We start from the raw sequence: 14987 nt of genomic DNA, 5'->3' as shown, positions 1-14987 counted from the left end.
CCTTTGCGTGCGCGGAGGTGTGCTTGTCCGTGTGGGCGGAGGTGTGCTTCCGACGCGCGCGGTTCTCCGTGTGGGCGGAGGCGCGCTTGTGGCATGCCGCGAGGTGTGCTTGTCCGCAGGAGGCGGGGGCACGGTCTTCGCGTGCGCGGAGGGGTGTTCTCCGTGCGGGCGCGGGGCATGGCGGCAGGTGTCGCCGGACCGTTCGCGCAGCCCTCGCTTCACAAGATCGTAATGCATCCGCCGGGCGTTCGCGCACCCTTCCCGATTCTGGTTTCGGTCCTGGTCCGGCCCTGGTTTCGGACATCGGCCGGTGCTGCGCGGGCGATCTTCGCCCTGTTCCGGGACGCCGTCCGGAGCGGACGCGCGAAGCGGGAAGTGAGGGCGATTTGATCAGCAGTGTGTAATTTTACGCTCACGGACAGTGATGAAGTGGATTTTGTGAGGAGAGAAACCGCTCTTGACGTTGCTTAGGGGGCGATGACCAGCTAGTTTCCCTTCCCGTCCGAGTACATCGACAGAAATTCGAGGTGACCCGGCGTGGCTCTTCCTCCCCTGACCCCTGAGCAGCGCGCCGCAGCCCTTGAGAAGGCTGCCAAGGCCCGTAAAGAGCGTGCCGAGGTCAAGAACCGGCTCAAGCATGGCGCGGTTTCTCTGGCTGAGGTGCTCAAGGATGGGCAGACCGACGACGTCATCGGCAAGATGAAGGTGTCGGCCCTGTTGGAATCGCTCCCCGGCGTGGGCAAGGTCCGCGCCAAGCAGCTCATGGAGCGGCTTGCCATCGCCGAGTCCCGCCGCGTGCGGGGTCTCGGCGCGAACCAGAGGGCTTCCCTCGAGCGCGAGTTCGGTGGCAACGAGAGCTAATCTCTGTTCCACAAGAAAGCGCAGGTTCAACGGGGGGTAGGAAGTGACCGACAGGTCCTGGTCCGGCGAAGCAAGGGCCCACGAGGCAGTCGGATCGGGAGCGAAGGTCGGCTTCCTCCCCCTGAGCAGGAGGCGTCTGACGGTCCTGTCAGGGCCGTCGGGCGTCGGCAAGTCCACGGTCGTCGCCGAGCTCCGGCGGGCACACCCCGAGGTGTGGCTGTCGGTCTCGGTGACCACCAGGAGGCCCCGTCCCGGCGAGGTCAACGGGGTCCACTACTTCTTCGTCGACGGCGAGGAGTTCGACCGGCTCGTCGAGGCCGGCGAGCTGCTGGAGTGGGCCGAGTTCGCGGGCAACCGCTACGGCACCCCGCGCGAACCGGTGCTGGACAAGCTCGCCCAGGGCGTGCCGACCGTCCTGGAGATCGACCTGGAAGGCGCCAGGCAGGTGCGCACCACCATGCCCGACGCCCTGCTGGTCTTCCTGGCCCCCCCGACGTGGGAGGAGCTGGAGAAGCGGCTGCGCGGCCGCGGCACCGAGCCGGAGGACGTCATCGAGCGCCGGCTCAAGGCCGGGCGGGTCGAGATGGCGGCCGAATCGGAGTTCGACCTCACGCTGGTGAACACGAGTGTCCAAGAAGTGTGCCACCGGCTGATAGCCTTGATGACTGACCCTCAGGGGGTCACCACCACCATCAACCGAGAGGTCTGACAATCGTGGCAGGCACCACCCCGGCCGCGGAGGGCATCACCAACCCGCCGATCGACGCGCTGCTCGACATCGTCGACAGCAAGTACTCCCTGGTGATCATGGGCGCCAAGCGCGCCCGCCAGATCAACGCCTACTACTCCCAGCTCGGCGAGGGCCTGCTGGAATACGTCGGGCCGCTGGTCGAGACGCATGCTCAGGAGAAGCCGCTGTCCATCGCGCTGCGCGAGGTCTCCGAGGGCCTGCTCAACGCCGAGCCCATCGAAGGCGCGGTCTGACCCCTTCGATGAAGGTCGTCCTCGGCGTCAGCGGCGGCATCGCCGCGTACAAGGCATGTGAGCTGCTGCGGCTGTTCACCGAGTCAGGTCACGAGGTGCGGGTCGTGCCGACCCGCGAGGTCCTGCGTTTCGTGGGCGAGCCCACGTGGGCCGCCCTGTCGGGCAACCCCGTGACCGCCGACGTCTGGGACGACGTTCACGAGGTGCCCCACGTCCGCATCGGCCAGCGCGCCGATCTCGTCGTGGTGGCGCCGGCGACCGCCAACACCCTGGCCAAGGCGGCCCACGGGCTCGCCGACGACCTGCTGACCAACACGCTGCTGACGGCGCGCTGCCCGGTCGTGTTCGCCCCGGCCATGCACACCGAGATGTGGCAACATCCGGCCACCCGCGCCAACGTCGCGACCCTGCGCGAGCGCGGGGCCGTCGTCATCGACCCGGCCGTGGGGCGCCTCACCGGCGCCGACACCGGCCCCGGCCGCCTGCCCGACCCCGCCGAGATCTTCCAGGTCTGCCTGCGTGTGCTGCGCGGCAGGCCGCGCGACCTGGCCGGGCGCAAGGTGGTGATCTCCGCCGGAGGCACCCGCGAGGCGATCGACCCGGTCCGCTACATCGGCAACCGCTCGTCCGGCCTCCAGGGGTACGCCCTGGCCCGCACGGCGGTCGCGCGCGGCGCCGAGGTGACCCTAGTGGCGGCCAACGTCGCCCTCCCCGATCCCGCGGGGGCCGCCGTGGTGCGGGTGGGGTCCACGGCCGAGCTGCGCGAGGCGGTGCTGGCCGCCACCGAGAAGGCCGACGCCGTCGTCATGGCGGCCGCGGTGGCCGACTTCCGCCCGGCGTCCCGGCACGAGACGAAGATCAAGAAGACCGACGGCGAGCCCGACCCCATCCACCTGACGAAGAACCCCGACATCCTGGCCGAGCTGGGCCGGCTGCGGCGCGAGGGCGGCGCCGGTCCGCGGGTGATCGTCGGGTTCGCGGCCGAGACCGACGACGTGCTCGCCAACGGGCAGGCCAAGCTGGCCAGGAAGGGCTGCGACCTGCTGGTCGTCAACCAGGTGGGGGAGGGGCTGGCGTTCGGCACGCCCGACAACGCCGCCACCGTCCTCGTCGCCGGCGGCGAGCCGGTCGAGGTGCCGCGCGGCCCCAAGGACGACGTCGCCGACGCCGTCTGGGACCTGGTCGCCCCCCGTCTGTCCTGACGCGCGTTTTTCGCGCAAGAACGATTACCTGATCGCCAGTTGCGGCACCCCGGACGCCTACCGATACTTGGGGGCAAAGGGGGACGGAATGCCGGTGGGTTCCGCTGTCAGGGAACGTTGCAGGAGATTGCTGGAAGACCAGGGAGGTATCCGTTACGTCTTCCCCGCGTTGTCCGTGGGGCCGACGGGAACGGGCCACTTCCTCATCGTCGTCACCGATTCGTCCGTCTCGGTGCTCACCACCAGGACCCTCAGGAGCGACCGGCCGGTCGCGGTGTTCGCCACGTACCCGCGGCACACCAGGCTCGGCCCGATCCTGCCCGGCCCGTTCATCGAGCTCGGCAACACCGTGTTCGAGTTCGACGAGGAGTACGCGGCGGTGGTGTCCGCCGCCGACGCCGAGGTCTTCGCGCCCGAGACGCTGCCGCCGGATCCCCTTCCCGACCTGTGACCGGACACATGCCGGACACGTGACCGGACACGGACACGGGACGGTTTCGCGACCGGGCGCCGGGTGGGGCTAGACTTCGGCGAGGCCCTGGCGTGTTCTTCCGTCCCGGGCCCAACATCCGTCAGCAGCCGCTGCATGAGGAGCCACTGAGTTGTCACGTCGCCTGTTCACCTCCGAGTCGGTCACCGAAGGCCACCCGGACAAGATCGCCGACCAGATCAGTGACGCGATTCTCGACGCCATGCTCAAGGACGACCCCAAGAGCCGGGTCGCCGTCGAGACGCTGATCACTACCGGCCAGGTCCATGTCGCAGGCGAGGTCACGACCGAGACCTACGTCGACATCCCCGGCGTCATCCGGGAGAAGATCCTGGAGATCGGCTACGACGCTTCCCACAAGGGCTTCGACGGCGCCTCCTGCGGCGTGTCGGTGTCCATCGGCGCGCAGTCGCCCGACATCGCCCAGGGTGTCGACGACGCCTACGAGCACCGCGTGGGCGGCGACGCCGACGAGCTCGACCGCCAGGGCGCCGGCGACCAGGGCCTGATGTTCGGCTACGCCTGCCGCGAGACGCCGGAGCTCATGCCGCTGCCGATCACGCTCGCGCACCGGCTCGCCCAGCGCCTGTCCGAGGTCCGCAAGACCGGCAAGGTTCCCTACCTGCGCCCCGACGGCAAGACCCAGGTCACCATCGAGTACGACGGCGACAAGCCCGTCCGCCTCGACACCGTGGTCGTCTCCACCCAGCACGCGGCCGAGATCGACCTCAAGGAGATGCTCGCCCCCGACATCAAGGAGCACGTGGTCGACCCCGTGCTCGACGGTCTGGAGATCGAGACCGAGGGCTACCGGCTGCTGGTCAACCCGACCGGCCGCTTCGAGATCGGCGGCCCGATGGGCGACGCCGGCCTGACCGGCCGCAAGATCATCATCGACACCTACGGCGGCATGGCCCGCCACGGCGGTGGCGCGTTCTCGGGCAAGGACCCGTCCAAGGTCGACCGCTCGGCGGCTTACGCGATGCGCTGGGTGGCCAAGAACGTCGTCGCTGCCGGGCTGGCCGACCGGTGCGAGGTGCAGGTCGCGTACGCGATCGGCAAGGCGCAGCCGGTGGGTCTGTTCGTGGAGTGCTTCGGCACCGAGAAGCTGCCGGTGGAGCAGATCCAGGCCGCCGTGCTGCGCGTCTTCGACCTGCGTCCGGCCGCGATCATCCGCGACCTCGACCTGCTGCGCCCGATCTACTCCGAGACCGCCGCCTACGGGCACTTCGGCCGTGAGGGCTTCTCCTGGGAGTCCACCGACCGCGCCGAGGCCCTTCGGACGGCTGCCGGTCTCTGACCTACTCGGTTTCTGGTTTCGTGCAGGTGCCGCATTCGGCCCTTTGAGGGTTGGGTGCGGCACTTGTCGTCGGCTGGGGTGGTTCGGTGCGGGCGTTCGCCTGGTCTCTTGAGGGCGGCAGGCTGCTGATCTCTTGAGGGGTGGCAGGCTCGGTGGTGACTGCTGATCTCTTGGGGCTGCGGGCTCGCGGGTGACTGCTGGGCTGACGTTCTCTTCTGCCGCGTCTGCGGTTCGGTGACGATCTCGGGTTGGTTTCCTGGGCGTCGGCGGTCGGCGGTCGTTGAGCGTCGACGGCTCGTCGCCGTGCTCGTCGGCCGTGCTCGGTGTGGGGCGCGGTGAGGCGGCTTCTGGTGGCGGCCTCGTTGCTTTGGTGCGGGCGGGCTTGTCCGTCTTTGTGAGGCCGTTTCCGGTCGGGTCTGGCGGTGGGCGCGGGGCTGCGTGCTTGTCGCGTCCTGTGTGCTTCCCTTGTGCTGTTCGGGCTGGTGGGGGAGCGGGTGGCCGGCGAGGGCTGCGCCGGTGGTGTGGGGATGGCGGGGCGCGGGGTCTGGTAGACGTTAGTGCGTGACCCACTCCGACGACGCCCTCCTGCCGCTCGACGCCGTGCGGCCTCCTGCGTCGTCCAAGGACACCAAGGGGGCGGTGGTCCCGGCGCCCGAGCGGCCCGTCGCGCGGGTGGTCGTGGACAGTCCGCTGCCGCACCTCGACCGGCCCTTCGACTACCTGGTGCCCGCCGCCCTGCATGAGGCGGCCCAGCCGGGGGTGCGGGTGCGGGTGCGGTTCGCGGGCAAGCTGATCGACGCGTTCCTGCTGGAGCGGGTGGACGAGAGCGACCATGAGGGCAAGCTGACGCCGCTCGAACGGGTGGTCTCGCCCGAGCAGGTGCTCACGCCGGAGATCGCCGGTCTGGCCCGCGCGGTGGCCGACCGTTACGCGGGCACCCTCACCGACGTGCTGCGCCTGGCCGTTCCACCGCGCCACGCCAAGGCCGAGGCGGAGGTCCCGCCTGCCGCCGACCCGCCCCCCGCCGACCCGCCTCCCGCAGACCCGCCCCCCGCCGAATCGCCCGCCGCTGACCGGTCCGCCGCTGACCCGTCTCCCGCCGACTCGTCCGCCGCCTCCGCCGACCCGTCCCTCGCCGAGCCGTCCGCCGCCGATCTGGCCCCGGCGGACGCCTCCTCCGGCGAGGCGGCGCAGAGCGCTTCCCCCGCCGTGGCCCGAGCCGCCGCGAGCGCATCTCCCGTCGCGGCCCAGGCGGCTGGGCCTGGGGCTCCTGCCGCGGCCCGAGCTGCCGGGAGCGGGGTTCCCGACATCGTCCTGGCCACCGGGAGCGAATCTGCCGCCGTCGCGGTCGCACAGGTCGCCTCGGGTGCGCCTGCCGCGATCGGGGGAGCGCGAGACGTGGAGGGCTCGTCCTTCTCGGGACGGGGGCTGGCACCGGCGGCCGCGATGGACGGGCGGGCCGAACAGGACGGCGCCCCGCGCCGGGTCGCGGCCCGGCCTGCGGAGGCCCCCGCACGCGGACGGGCGGCGGCCCGTCCGGAGCACGTGAACGCGACGGACGCCCCCGAACGGCCGGCAGAGGGCCGCAAGAGCGCCTGGGACGCCTACCCGACCGGCCCCTCCTTCCTGGACGCCCTGCGCCACGGCCGCGCCCCCCGCGCCGTGTGGTCCGCGCTGCCCGGCGCCACGGGATGGGCCGGAGCCATGGCGGAGGCGGTGCTGGCCATCCTCGACGGCGGACGGGGAGCGGTCCTCGTGGTGCCCGACGGCAAGGACGTCGCGCTGGCGGACGCCGAGTTCGAGCGGCTGCTCGGCCCCGGCAGGCATGTGGCCCTCACGGCCGACCTCGGACCCGCAGAGCGGTACAGGCGATGGCTGAAGGTCCTCAGAGGCCAGGTGCGCGCCGTCGTGGGCACCAGGGCCGCCATGTTCGCCCCCGTCGCGGAGCTCGGCCTGGTGGCCATCTGGGACGACGGCGACGACCTGCACGCCGAACGCCTGGCCCCCTACCCCCACGCCAGGGAGGTCCTCGGCCTGCGCGCCCACCGGACGGGCGCGGCCATGCTGATCGGCGGCTACGCGCGTACGGCCGAGGCCACCCAGCTCATCGCCGCGCGCTGGGCCAGGCCGATCGTGGCCGCCCGCACCACGATCAGGAGCCTGGCCCCGCGGGTGCGTCCCGCCGGCGAGGACGCCGAGCTGGCCAAGGACCAGGCGGCCCGGCAGGCGAGGCTGCCCAGCCTGGCCTGGCGGGCGCTGCGCCAGGGGCTGGAGAGCGGGCCGGTGCTGGTCCAGGTGCCCAGGCGCGGTTACCTGCCGGCGCTGGCCTGCCGACACTGCCGCGCCCCGGCGCGCTGCGTCCTGCCGCCCACCAGGATCGCCCCGCACCTGGCCGCGCCGGTCCCCGGCGGCCGGCAGACGGCGGCTCTCGGCGAGGCGGAGCCGGACGCCGGAGCTCTGACCACCCTCACGGACGCGACGGGCGGGACGCCGGAAGGCCACGGGAGCGGCGAGTCGCTGTGCCACGGGCCGCTCGCGCTCAGGGCCGGGCACGCCGCCCCCTACTGCCGCTGGTGCGGCCGGGTGGACGCCGACTGGCGGTGCCCGTCCTGCGGCAGCCCGCGGTTGCGGGCGGTCGTCACCGGCGCCCGGCGCACCGCCGAAGAGCTGGGGCGGGCCTTCCCGTCGGTGCAGGTGCGCACCTCGGGTCGCGACGGCGTGCTGGCCGGCGTGCCCGCCGCGCGCGCCCTCGTGGTCGCCACGCCCGGCGCCGAGCCGGTGGCCGAGGGCGGCTACGCGGCCGCCGTGCTGCTCGACGGATGGGCGCTGCTCGGCCGGGCCGACCTGCGGGCGGGGGAGGAGACGCTGCGCCGGTGGATGAACGCCGCCGCGCTGCTGCGGCCGTCCGCCGAGCTGGTGGTGCTCGGGGACGCCGGGCTGCCGTCCGTGCAGGCGCTGCTGCGGTGGGACCCGATCACGCACGCCGAGCGCGAACTGGGCGACCGGGCCGAGCTCGGGTTCCCGCCCGCCGTGCGGATGGCGACGCTGACGGGTTCGGCGAGCGCCGTCCGGCAGATGCTCGACGAGGTGCGTCTCCCGCCGGACGCCCAGGTGCTGGGCCCGGTCCCGGTCGACGAGTCGGGCCTGGAACGGGCCATGATCCGGGTGCGGCGCGGCGGCGGGGCGGCGTTGTCGGCCGCGCTCAAGGGGGCCAGTGGGGTACGTGCGGCGCGTAAGACGCCAGATGTCGTGAGGGTGAGTGTCGACCCACTCGACCTGATTTAGACCGTTTCCCCGATTCGCTCATCTGTTGGTCAGCCGTTAGCGTGCCCCTGTGTCGATCGAATGGGTGAACCAGGCCATCGACGACCTGCGCGCATGGGGGCGCGCGCGGGAAGTCGAAGTGGACGCGGACGAGGTCCGCCTGCTCTGCGACTACGCCAGCGACTATCTCAACGTCAACGAACTGCGCGACTTCACGCCGGAGACCTTCGACGAGCTGCTGCTGTCCATCTACCCGCGCAAGGTCATCGCGCCGCCCGAGAGCGCGCCCGAGACCGTGGCGGCCGCCCGCACGCTGGTGGACTACCTCAGCGAGGCCGGCCACGCCAGCCCGGCCACCGTGGCCGGCATGCGGGCCCGGCTCGACGACATCGGCCCCCGCATGCCCGAGGCGCTGGCCGACCCGGCCAACTTCGGCATGGCCAAGAGCCTGTTCAGCTCGATCGGGCCCGAATCGCTCGAACAGGCGGTGCCGATCCCGTCCGGGGAGCTGCCCGACCTGGGCGAGGCGCCGTGCGACTGTCCGGGCTGCACGCCGCTGCCCGCCGTCCGGCTGGCCTCGGAGGAGGAGCTGACCGAGGCGCTGCGGACCGTTCCGAAGCTGGCCGGCGGCCCCCCACCGGGCGACGGCGAGCCGCTGGACGCCTGGGCCGAGACCGTATCCCGGCTCCTGGAGGACGACACCGGCGGCGAGATCACCGGCCACGCCGAGCTCGACGAGGGCCTCTACGACCTGTTCGACATGCTCTACCGACTCCAGGCGCCGGTGCCGCTCCAGGTCGTCGCCGACTACCTGGAGGAGGTCTCGGGCGAGGGCGGCATCGACGTGGCCGGGGCGCTCGACCGGCTGGCCGGGTGGGGCATGGTCCGCCTCGACGGCGCGGCGGCCGAGCTGACGCCCCTGGCGGTCTGGGGGCTGCGCGAGCACTACCTCTCGCTCGGCCTCGACGCCCCGGTCGCCCCCGACCTGGGCGAGGCCGACGCGCGCGGCCTCATCGAGGGGCTGCTCGAAGGGCTGCCCGCCGAGCTGGCCGAGCAGGACATCTCCCGCTGGCTGTCCGGCCGCGCGCCGGGCGAGGCCGCGGCCGAGCTGCTGACCGCCGCCTCCGGCGCGCCCGCCGTGGCCCGCGGCATCGCGATCACCATCGTCGACCGGCTGGGCGCCGAGGCCGAGCCACAGGTGCGCGACCACCTCGACGACCAGGAGTTGCGCCCGCACGTCATACACTGGCTGGCCGCACGTGGTCTGGGCGCGCCGCCGCTCACCCAGGACGAACTGCTCTGGGTCAGCGTCGACATGCTCGCTCTGGCGATGCCCGCCGCGCGGGAGGATCCGGAGATCTTCGCCGAGAACATGGCGGCGTCCGGTCCGCCGGCCCATCTGATCGAGGAGATGTGGCGGGTCGACCACCCCGACGTCGTCGAGGTTCTGGAGCTGCTCGGACGCTCCATCCCCGACGACACGGTGGCCAAGGCGGCGCGCAAGGCGGCGTTCAAGGCGCGCTCCCGGGCCATCCGTTGAGTACGTCCTTGTGACTGCTGTGCAGTAAGTTTCCTGGGTGGCAAACAATGTCTTCGACCTCGCCGAGCTGCGCAAGCTGATCGATGAGCAGGCCGCCGTGCCTCCACGGCCACCTGAGGAGACCTCCGTGGAGCACGAGGCGCTGACCTTCCCGCCGGTCCTGCTGGCGAGTGACGCCGAGCTGGCCCGCGCGGTGCCCGCGGTGCCGCTCGTCGCCGACGCCATCCGCCTGACCGCCTGGACGGGCAGCCGCGAGGTGGGCGCCGACGGCATGCTCGGCGAGTCCGATGCCAGGGCCGCCGCGGAAGAGCTGGGACTCCAGGAGTCCCGGCTGCGGCTCATCTGGATCGTCGCGGTCAACACCGGCCTGCTGCGCATCCTCGGCGGCCGGGCCTCCCGCGGCCCGCTGTCGATGCAGCTCACGGTCGAGGCCACGCTGGAGTTCTGGGACGGCGTGGTGATGGACGTCCTCGACCGCGCCGACGAGGGCCTGACCGGCTCCTCCGTGGTCGACGACCACCTGGCCGAGATGCTGGCCACGATCTACTCGGTGCGCTCCGGCGTCGCCGTGGGCAACCTGGCCAGGGGCATCCTGCAGTCGCACGAGGTCGCCTGCGCGCCCGGCCCGGTCGAGATGCGCAGGCTGGCCGCCGCGCTGCCGGCCGAGCTGCTGGAGGCGGTCTCGCTGCTGACGTACTGCGGCCTGGTGGAGCAGACCGAGGCCGGGCGCACGGCGCTCACCCCGCTCGGGGTCTGGGCCGTCCGGCGCGACCTGCTGCGCGAGGGCCACGACGCGCCCACCGCCGCCGAGGTGCAGGTCTTCGCCGACCTGTCGGCCGCCGAGCTGGTCGAGGCGCTGGTGAAGGGCACCGCCACGCAGAGCGCCGTGGCGGGCTGGCTGGAGCGGCGGCCCCCCGAGGCGGCCGCCCGCGAGCTGATCGAGATCGCCGCCTCCGGCACCGCCGGGCAGCGCGGCGCGGTCGGCGCGATCCTGGAGGAGCTGGGTCCCGAGGCCGAGCAGCCCGTGCGGCAGGCGCTCGACCACCCGCTCACCCGCCGCTACGCCGCCTCCTGGCTGCACATCCGCGACCTGGAGGCCCCGCCGCTCAGCCCCGAGGACCACACCTGGATCGCGGTCGACAACCTCGCCGCGCTCATGCACCTGTCCGGACCGGCCGCGGGCCGCCTCGACATGCCCGAGCCGGGCGAGGACCTGATCAAGCTCGTCGGCGAGATGCCCGCGGTCGGCCACCCCGACACGCTGGCCGTGCTCGACATGCTCGCCGGCTCCCACGACGACCGGGCGGTGGCCAAGGCGGCGCGCAAGGCCGCGATGAAGGCCCGCTCCCTGCGCCACGACCGGCCGCCGGCCCACCGCCGGTAAACTGGGCTGATCCACGTTCGAGAACAGGAGTGAGCCCCTTGGCGATCCAGTCGATCCGGCTGTTCGGAGATCCGGTGCTGCGCACCCCGGCGGCCCCGGTCGTCGACTTCGACAAGGAGCTCCGCAAGCTGGTCAAGGACCTCACCGACACGATGATGGACGCCCCGGGCGCGGGCCTGGCGGCCCCGCAGATCGGCGTCGGCCTGCGGGTGTTCACCTACTACGTCGACGACCAGCTCGGCCACCTCATCAACCCCGACCTCGACCTGTCGGCCGACCTCGACGAGGAGGGCGAGGAGGGCTGCCTGTCCTTCCCCGGCCTGTCCTACCCGACGCCGCGCGCCGTCCGCGCCGTGGCCAAGGGCTTCGACATGCACGGCGAGCCGGTCACGCTGGAGGGCACCGACCTGATGGCCCGCTGCTTCCAGCACGAGACCGACCACCTCGACGGCATCCTGTTCATCGACCGCATGGACCCCAAGCAGCGCAAGCAGGCCATGAAGGCGATCCGCGAGGCCGAGTGGAGCGGCCTGTCCGCCCCCGTGATCAAGATGTCGCCGCACGCCACCGGCGGAAGGGCGCTCTGACGATGCGGCTGGTCTTCGCGGGCACACCCGAGACGGCGCTGCCGTCGCTGCGCATGCTGATCGACTCGCCGCGGCACGAGGTCGTGGCCGTCATCACCCGTCCCGACGCCCAGTCAGGGCGGGGGCGCAAGGTCCACCCCTCGCCGGTGGCCGAGCTCGCGGAGGAGGCCGGCATCGAGGTGCTGCGCCCGGCCAAGGTCGGCGACCCCGCCTTCCTCGACACGCTGCGCGCGCTGGAGCCCGACTGCTGCCCGGTGGTGGCCTACGGCGCGCTGTTGCCGCAGTCGGCCCTCGACGTGCCCCGCCACGGCTGGATCAACCTGCACTTCTCGGTCCTGCCCGCCTGGCGCGGCGCGGCGCCCGTCCAGCACGCGGTGCTGCACGGCGACGAGATCACCGGCGCCACGACGTTCCAGATCGTCAAGGAGCTCGACGCGGGCCCGGTCTACGGGGTCGTCACCGAGGAGATCCTGACCCACGACACCAGCGGCTCCCTCCTCGAACGCCTGTCGGTCTCCGGCGCCGGCCTGCTGGCCGCCACGCTCGACGGCGTCGAGGACGGCGCGCTGGAGGCCCGTCCCCAGCCGCTCGACGGCGTGACGATCGCGCCCAAGATCAACGTCGCCGACGCGCGGGTCGACTGGTCCAAGCCCGCCATGCGGGTCGACCGCCTGATCCGCGCCTGCACCCCCGGCCCGGGGGCGTGGAGCGAGTTCAGGGGCCAGCGGGTGAAGCTCGGCCCGGCCAAGGTCGCCGTCCAGGCCGACCGGCTCGCGCCCGGCCGGATCCTGGCCACGAAGAGCCACGTGCTCGTCGGCACCGCCACCGACCCGGTCGAGCTGGGCGAGGTGCAGCCGCAGGGCAAGCGGGCGATGGGGGCGGTCGAGTGGGCGCGCGGCGTCCGGCTTGCGAGTGACGATGCCTTCGCGTGAACCCCGCCGGTCGCCGGCCGGCTCCACGGGCACCAAGCCCCGCGGAGGGAACCGTCCGCGCCGCCCCGCCCGCGACCACGCCCGTAACGCGGCCTTCGACCTCCTGCGGGCCGTCGACGAGCGCGACGCCTACGCCAACCTGCTCCTGCCGCGGCTGCTGCGCGAGCGCGACATCCGGGGGCGCGACGCGGCGCTGGCCACCGAGCTGGCCTACGGCACGCTGCGCGGCCTCGGCACCTACGACGCGATCATCGAGATGTGCAGCGACCGGGCGCCCGACCCGGCCGTGCGCGACGCCCTGCGGCTGGGGGCCCACCAGCTCCTGCGCATGCGCGTCCCGCCGCACGCCGCCGTCGGCACCACCGTCGATCTCGTACGCCTGCGCATCGGCCAGGGCGCGGCCAAGTTCGTCAACGCGGTGCTGCGCAAGATCGGGTCGCGCGAGCTGGAGGACTGGATCCCCATCGTCGCGCCCGACTCCGACCAGGACCCGGTCGGCCATCTGGCCGTCGCCTACGGGCATCCCCGATGGATCGTCTCGGCCTTCCGCGACGCGCTGGGCGGCGGCGGGGAGCTGGCCGACCTGCTCGACGCCGACAACGTCCGGCCGCTGGTGACGCTGGTCGCCCGGCCCGGGCGCAGCTCGGTGGCCGAGCTGGCCGAGTCCGGCGCTGATCCCGGCCGTTACTCGCCGTACGCGGCCTACCTGCGCGAGGGCGACCCCGGACAGATCGAGGCCGTGGCCGAGACCCGCGCGGCCGTCCAGGACGAAGCCAGCCAGCTTGTGGCGCTCGCCCTGACCCGCGTGCCGCTCGACGGCGAGGACGAGCTCTGGCTCGACATGTGCGCCGGGCCGGGCGGCAAGGCGGGCCTGCTCGACGCCGTCGCCACGTACGGCGACCTCGCGGGCCTCGACGGCGAGCGCCGTCCGGGCGACGGCGGTGCGGCGGGCGGTGGCGGTGCGGTGAGCGGCAGCCCTGTGGCGTTCCCCGGTGGGGCGCGGGTGCTGGCCGCCGACGTGCAGTACCACCGGGCGCGGCTGGTCTGGCAGACCACCAGGACCGCCTCGGTCGTCACCGCCGACGGCACCGAACCCGCCTGGCGGCCCGGGGTGTTCGACCGGGTCATGCTCGACGCCCCCTGCACGGGGCTGGGCGCGTTGCGGCGGCGTCCGGAGGCCCGGTGGCGGCGCGACCCGGCCAGCATCGCCGAGCTGGGCGCGTTGCAGCGGCGGCTGCTCGGCACCGCCCTCGACGCTGTGCGCCCGGGTGGGGTGGTGGCGTACGTGACCTGCTCGCCGCACCTGGCCGAGACGCGCGTCGTGGTCGGCGACGTCATGGGCCGCAGGGGTGACGTGGAGCAGCTCGACGCGCGCGACTACCTGCCGGAGGTCGACGGGCTCGGTGACGGCCCGCACGCCCAGTTCTGGCCCCACCGCCATGGCACCGACGCCATGTTCCTGGCCCTCCTCCGCAAACGCCCCTGACCCCGCCCGCCCCTCGCCTGCTGGCTGGGCGTCTGCGGTGAGCGTTTGCGTGCCGGGCGCGCGCGTGCTGGACTCCCGCGTGCCGGGCGTCCACGCGTTGGGCGCCCGGCAGCTCCTCTCCCGTCCCTTGCCCGCGTGGTGGCCGGGTTGGCGTGATGGGAGGGGGCGTCGAGGGGGAGCGGGCGGTTCAATAGACTGGCGCATCATGGCCGTACAGATCTCGCCCAGCATCCTCGCCGCCGACTTCGCGCGGCTGGCCGACGAGGCCGCCGCCGTGCCGAACGCCGACTGGCTGCACGTGGATGTCATGGACTACCACTTCGTGCCCAATCTCACCCTCGGGCTGCCCGTGGTGGAGTCCCTGCGCAAAGCCACCCAGACGCCCCTCGACTGCCACCTCATGATCGCCGACCCCGACCGCTGGGCCCCCCAGTACGCCGAGGCCGGGGCGGGCAGCGTGACCATCCACGCGGAGGCGTCCAAGGCGCCGGTGCGGACGTTGCGCGAGATCCGGTCGCTCGGCGCCAGGGCGGGGCTCGCGCTCAACCCGGCCACGGCGGTGGAGCCGTTCGAGGGGCTGTTCGGTGAGATCGACATGCTGCTGCTGATGACGGTCGAGCCCGGGTTCGGGGGGCAGAAGTTCCTCGACATGGTGCTGCCGAAGGTGCGGGCGGCGCGGGCGATGATCGAGCGGCACGGCGGGTCGGTCTGGCTGCAGGTCGACGGGGGTGTGACGGCCGAGACGATCGAGCGCTGCGCGGAGGCGGGCGCCGACGTGTTCGTGGCCGGCAGCGCCGTCTACGGGGCCGCCGACCCGGTGGCCGCCATCGACGCCCTCCGCGCCGCCGCCACCCGCTGACCGTCCTCCGGCACTCGCCTGACGTTCCCCGGCACTCGCCTGACGTTCCCCGGCACTCGCCTGACGTTCCCGGGTACTCGCCGACCGTTCCCGCCACC

The 14987-nt window shown here is 73.1% G+C and carries 13 protein-coding genes; all 13 read left to right on the top strand.

The window, feature by feature from the left end; translation table 11 throughout:
- The first annotated feature begins 537 nt into the window (after window positions 1-537).
- The 13 genes from mihF to rpe all read left to right on the top strand — a co-directional run bounded on the left by mihF (window position 538) and on the right by rpe (window position 14889).
- Window positions 538-861: an integration host factor, actinobacterial type gene (gene mihF / locus AB0J46_RS15500; RefSeq protein ID WP_020541698.1), complete on the top strand. Its 324-nt coding sequence runs from the start codon at window positions 538-540 to the stop codon at window positions 859-861.
- A 121-nt stretch (window positions 862-982) separates the two neighbouring features.
- The gene (gene gmk, locus AB0J46_RS15495; protein ID WP_358294299.1) at window positions 983-1570 is read left to right on the top strand and encodes a guanylate kinase; all 588 of its coding nucleotides are present in this window, start codon (window positions 983-985) and stop codon (window positions 1568-1570) included.
- A 5-nt stretch (window positions 1571-1575) separates the two neighbouring features.
- On the top strand, window positions 1576-1845 hold the full coding sequence (gene rpoZ / locus AB0J46_RS15490; RefSeq protein ID WP_043638590.1) for a DNA-directed RNA polymerase subunit omega: 270 nt from the start codon (window positions 1576-1578) through the stop codon (window positions 1843-1845).
- Between the two features lie 8 nt (window positions 1846-1853).
- Window positions 1854-3047, top strand: coding sequence for a bifunctional phosphopantothenoylcysteine decarboxylase/phosphopantothenate--cysteine ligase CoaBC (gene coaBC / locus AB0J46_RS15485; protein ID WP_352353182.1), 1194 nt, complete (start codon window positions 1854-1856; stop codon window positions 3045-3047).
- Window positions 3048-3174: 127 nt separating this feature from the next.
- A complete protein-coding gene (locus tag AB0J46_RS15480) occupies window positions 3175-3498 on the top strand; it encodes a hypothetical protein (RefSeq protein ID WP_352322592.1) in 324 nt (107 codons plus the stop codon).
- 151 nt (window positions 3499-3649) lie between these two features.
- Complete coding sequence (gene metK / locus AB0J46_RS15475) at window positions 3650-4837, top strand: methionine adenosyltransferase (RefSeq protein ID WP_352322591.1); 1188 nt, start codon at window positions 3650-3652, stop codon at window positions 4835-4837.
- A gap of 561 nt (window positions 4838-5398) precedes the next feature.
- A complete protein-coding gene (locus AB0J46_RS15470; protein ID WP_364331528.1) occupies window positions 5399-8122 on the top strand; it encodes a primosomal protein N' in 2724 nt (907 codons plus the stop codon).
- A 49-nt stretch (window positions 8123-8171) separates the two neighbouring features.
- The gene (locus AB0J46_RS15465; protein ID WP_364331525.1) at window positions 8172-9641 is read left to right on the top strand and encodes a hypothetical protein; all 1470 of its coding nucleotides are present in this window, start codon (window positions 8172-8174) and stop codon (window positions 9639-9641) included.
- A gap of 37 nt (window positions 9642-9678) precedes the next feature.
- Window positions 9679-11025 (top strand): hypothetical protein, encoded by a 1347-nt coding sequence (locus AB0J46_RS15460; protein WP_364331522.1) that lies wholly within the window; start codon window positions 9679-9681, stop codon window positions 11023-11025.
- Window positions 11026-11063: 38 nt separating this feature from the next.
- Window positions 11064-11612, top strand: coding sequence for a peptide deformylase (gene def, locus AB0J46_RS15455; protein ID WP_364331519.1), 549 nt, complete (start codon window positions 11064-11066; stop codon window positions 11610-11612).
- A 2-nt stretch (window positions 11613-11614) separates the two neighbouring features.
- Window positions 11615-12544, top strand: coding sequence for a methionyl-tRNA formyltransferase (fmt, locus tag AB0J46_RS15450; protein WP_358293993.1), 930 nt, complete (start codon window positions 11615-11617; stop codon window positions 12542-12544).
- Entirely contained in the window at window positions 12531-14030 is a 1500-nt protein-coding gene (locus tag AB0J46_RS15445; RefSeq protein ID WP_364331515.1) for a transcription antitermination factor NusB, read from the top strand. The genes fmt and AB0J46_RS15445 overlap by 14 nt, the downstream gene beginning before the upstream one ends.
- A gap of 205 nt (window positions 14031-14235) precedes the next feature.
- Entirely contained in the window at window positions 14236-14889 is a 654-nt protein-coding gene (gene rpe, locus AB0J46_RS15440; protein ID WP_352353174.1) for a ribulose-phosphate 3-epimerase, read from the top strand.
- The last annotated feature ends 98 nt before the right edge of the window (window positions 14890-14987 follow it).

The sequence above is a fragment of the Nonomuraea sp. NPDC049758 genome, assembly GCF_040674635.1.
Lineage (GTDB): Bacteria > Actinomycetota > Actinomycetes > Streptosporangiales > Streptosporangiaceae > Nonomuraea.
This window is presented reverse-complemented; position numbering and strand designations above follow the sequence as displayed.

Coding starts and splice junctions, on each gene's coding strand:
- AB0J46_RS15445 (WP_364331515.1), top strand. CDS start 12,531: ATGCCTTCGCGTGAACCCCGCCGGTCGCCGGCCGGCTCCACGGGCACC.
- coaBC (WP_352353182.1), top strand. CDS start 1,854: ATGAAGGTCGTCCTCGGCGTCAGCGGCGGCATCGCCGCGTACAAGGCA.
- rpe (WP_352353174.1), top strand. CDS start 14,236: ATGGCCGTACAGATCTCGCCCAGCATCCTCGCCGCCGACTTCGCGCGG.
- fmt (WP_358293993.1), top strand. CDS start 11,615: ATGCGGCTGGTCTTCGCGGGCACACCCGAGACGGCGCTGCCGTCGCTG.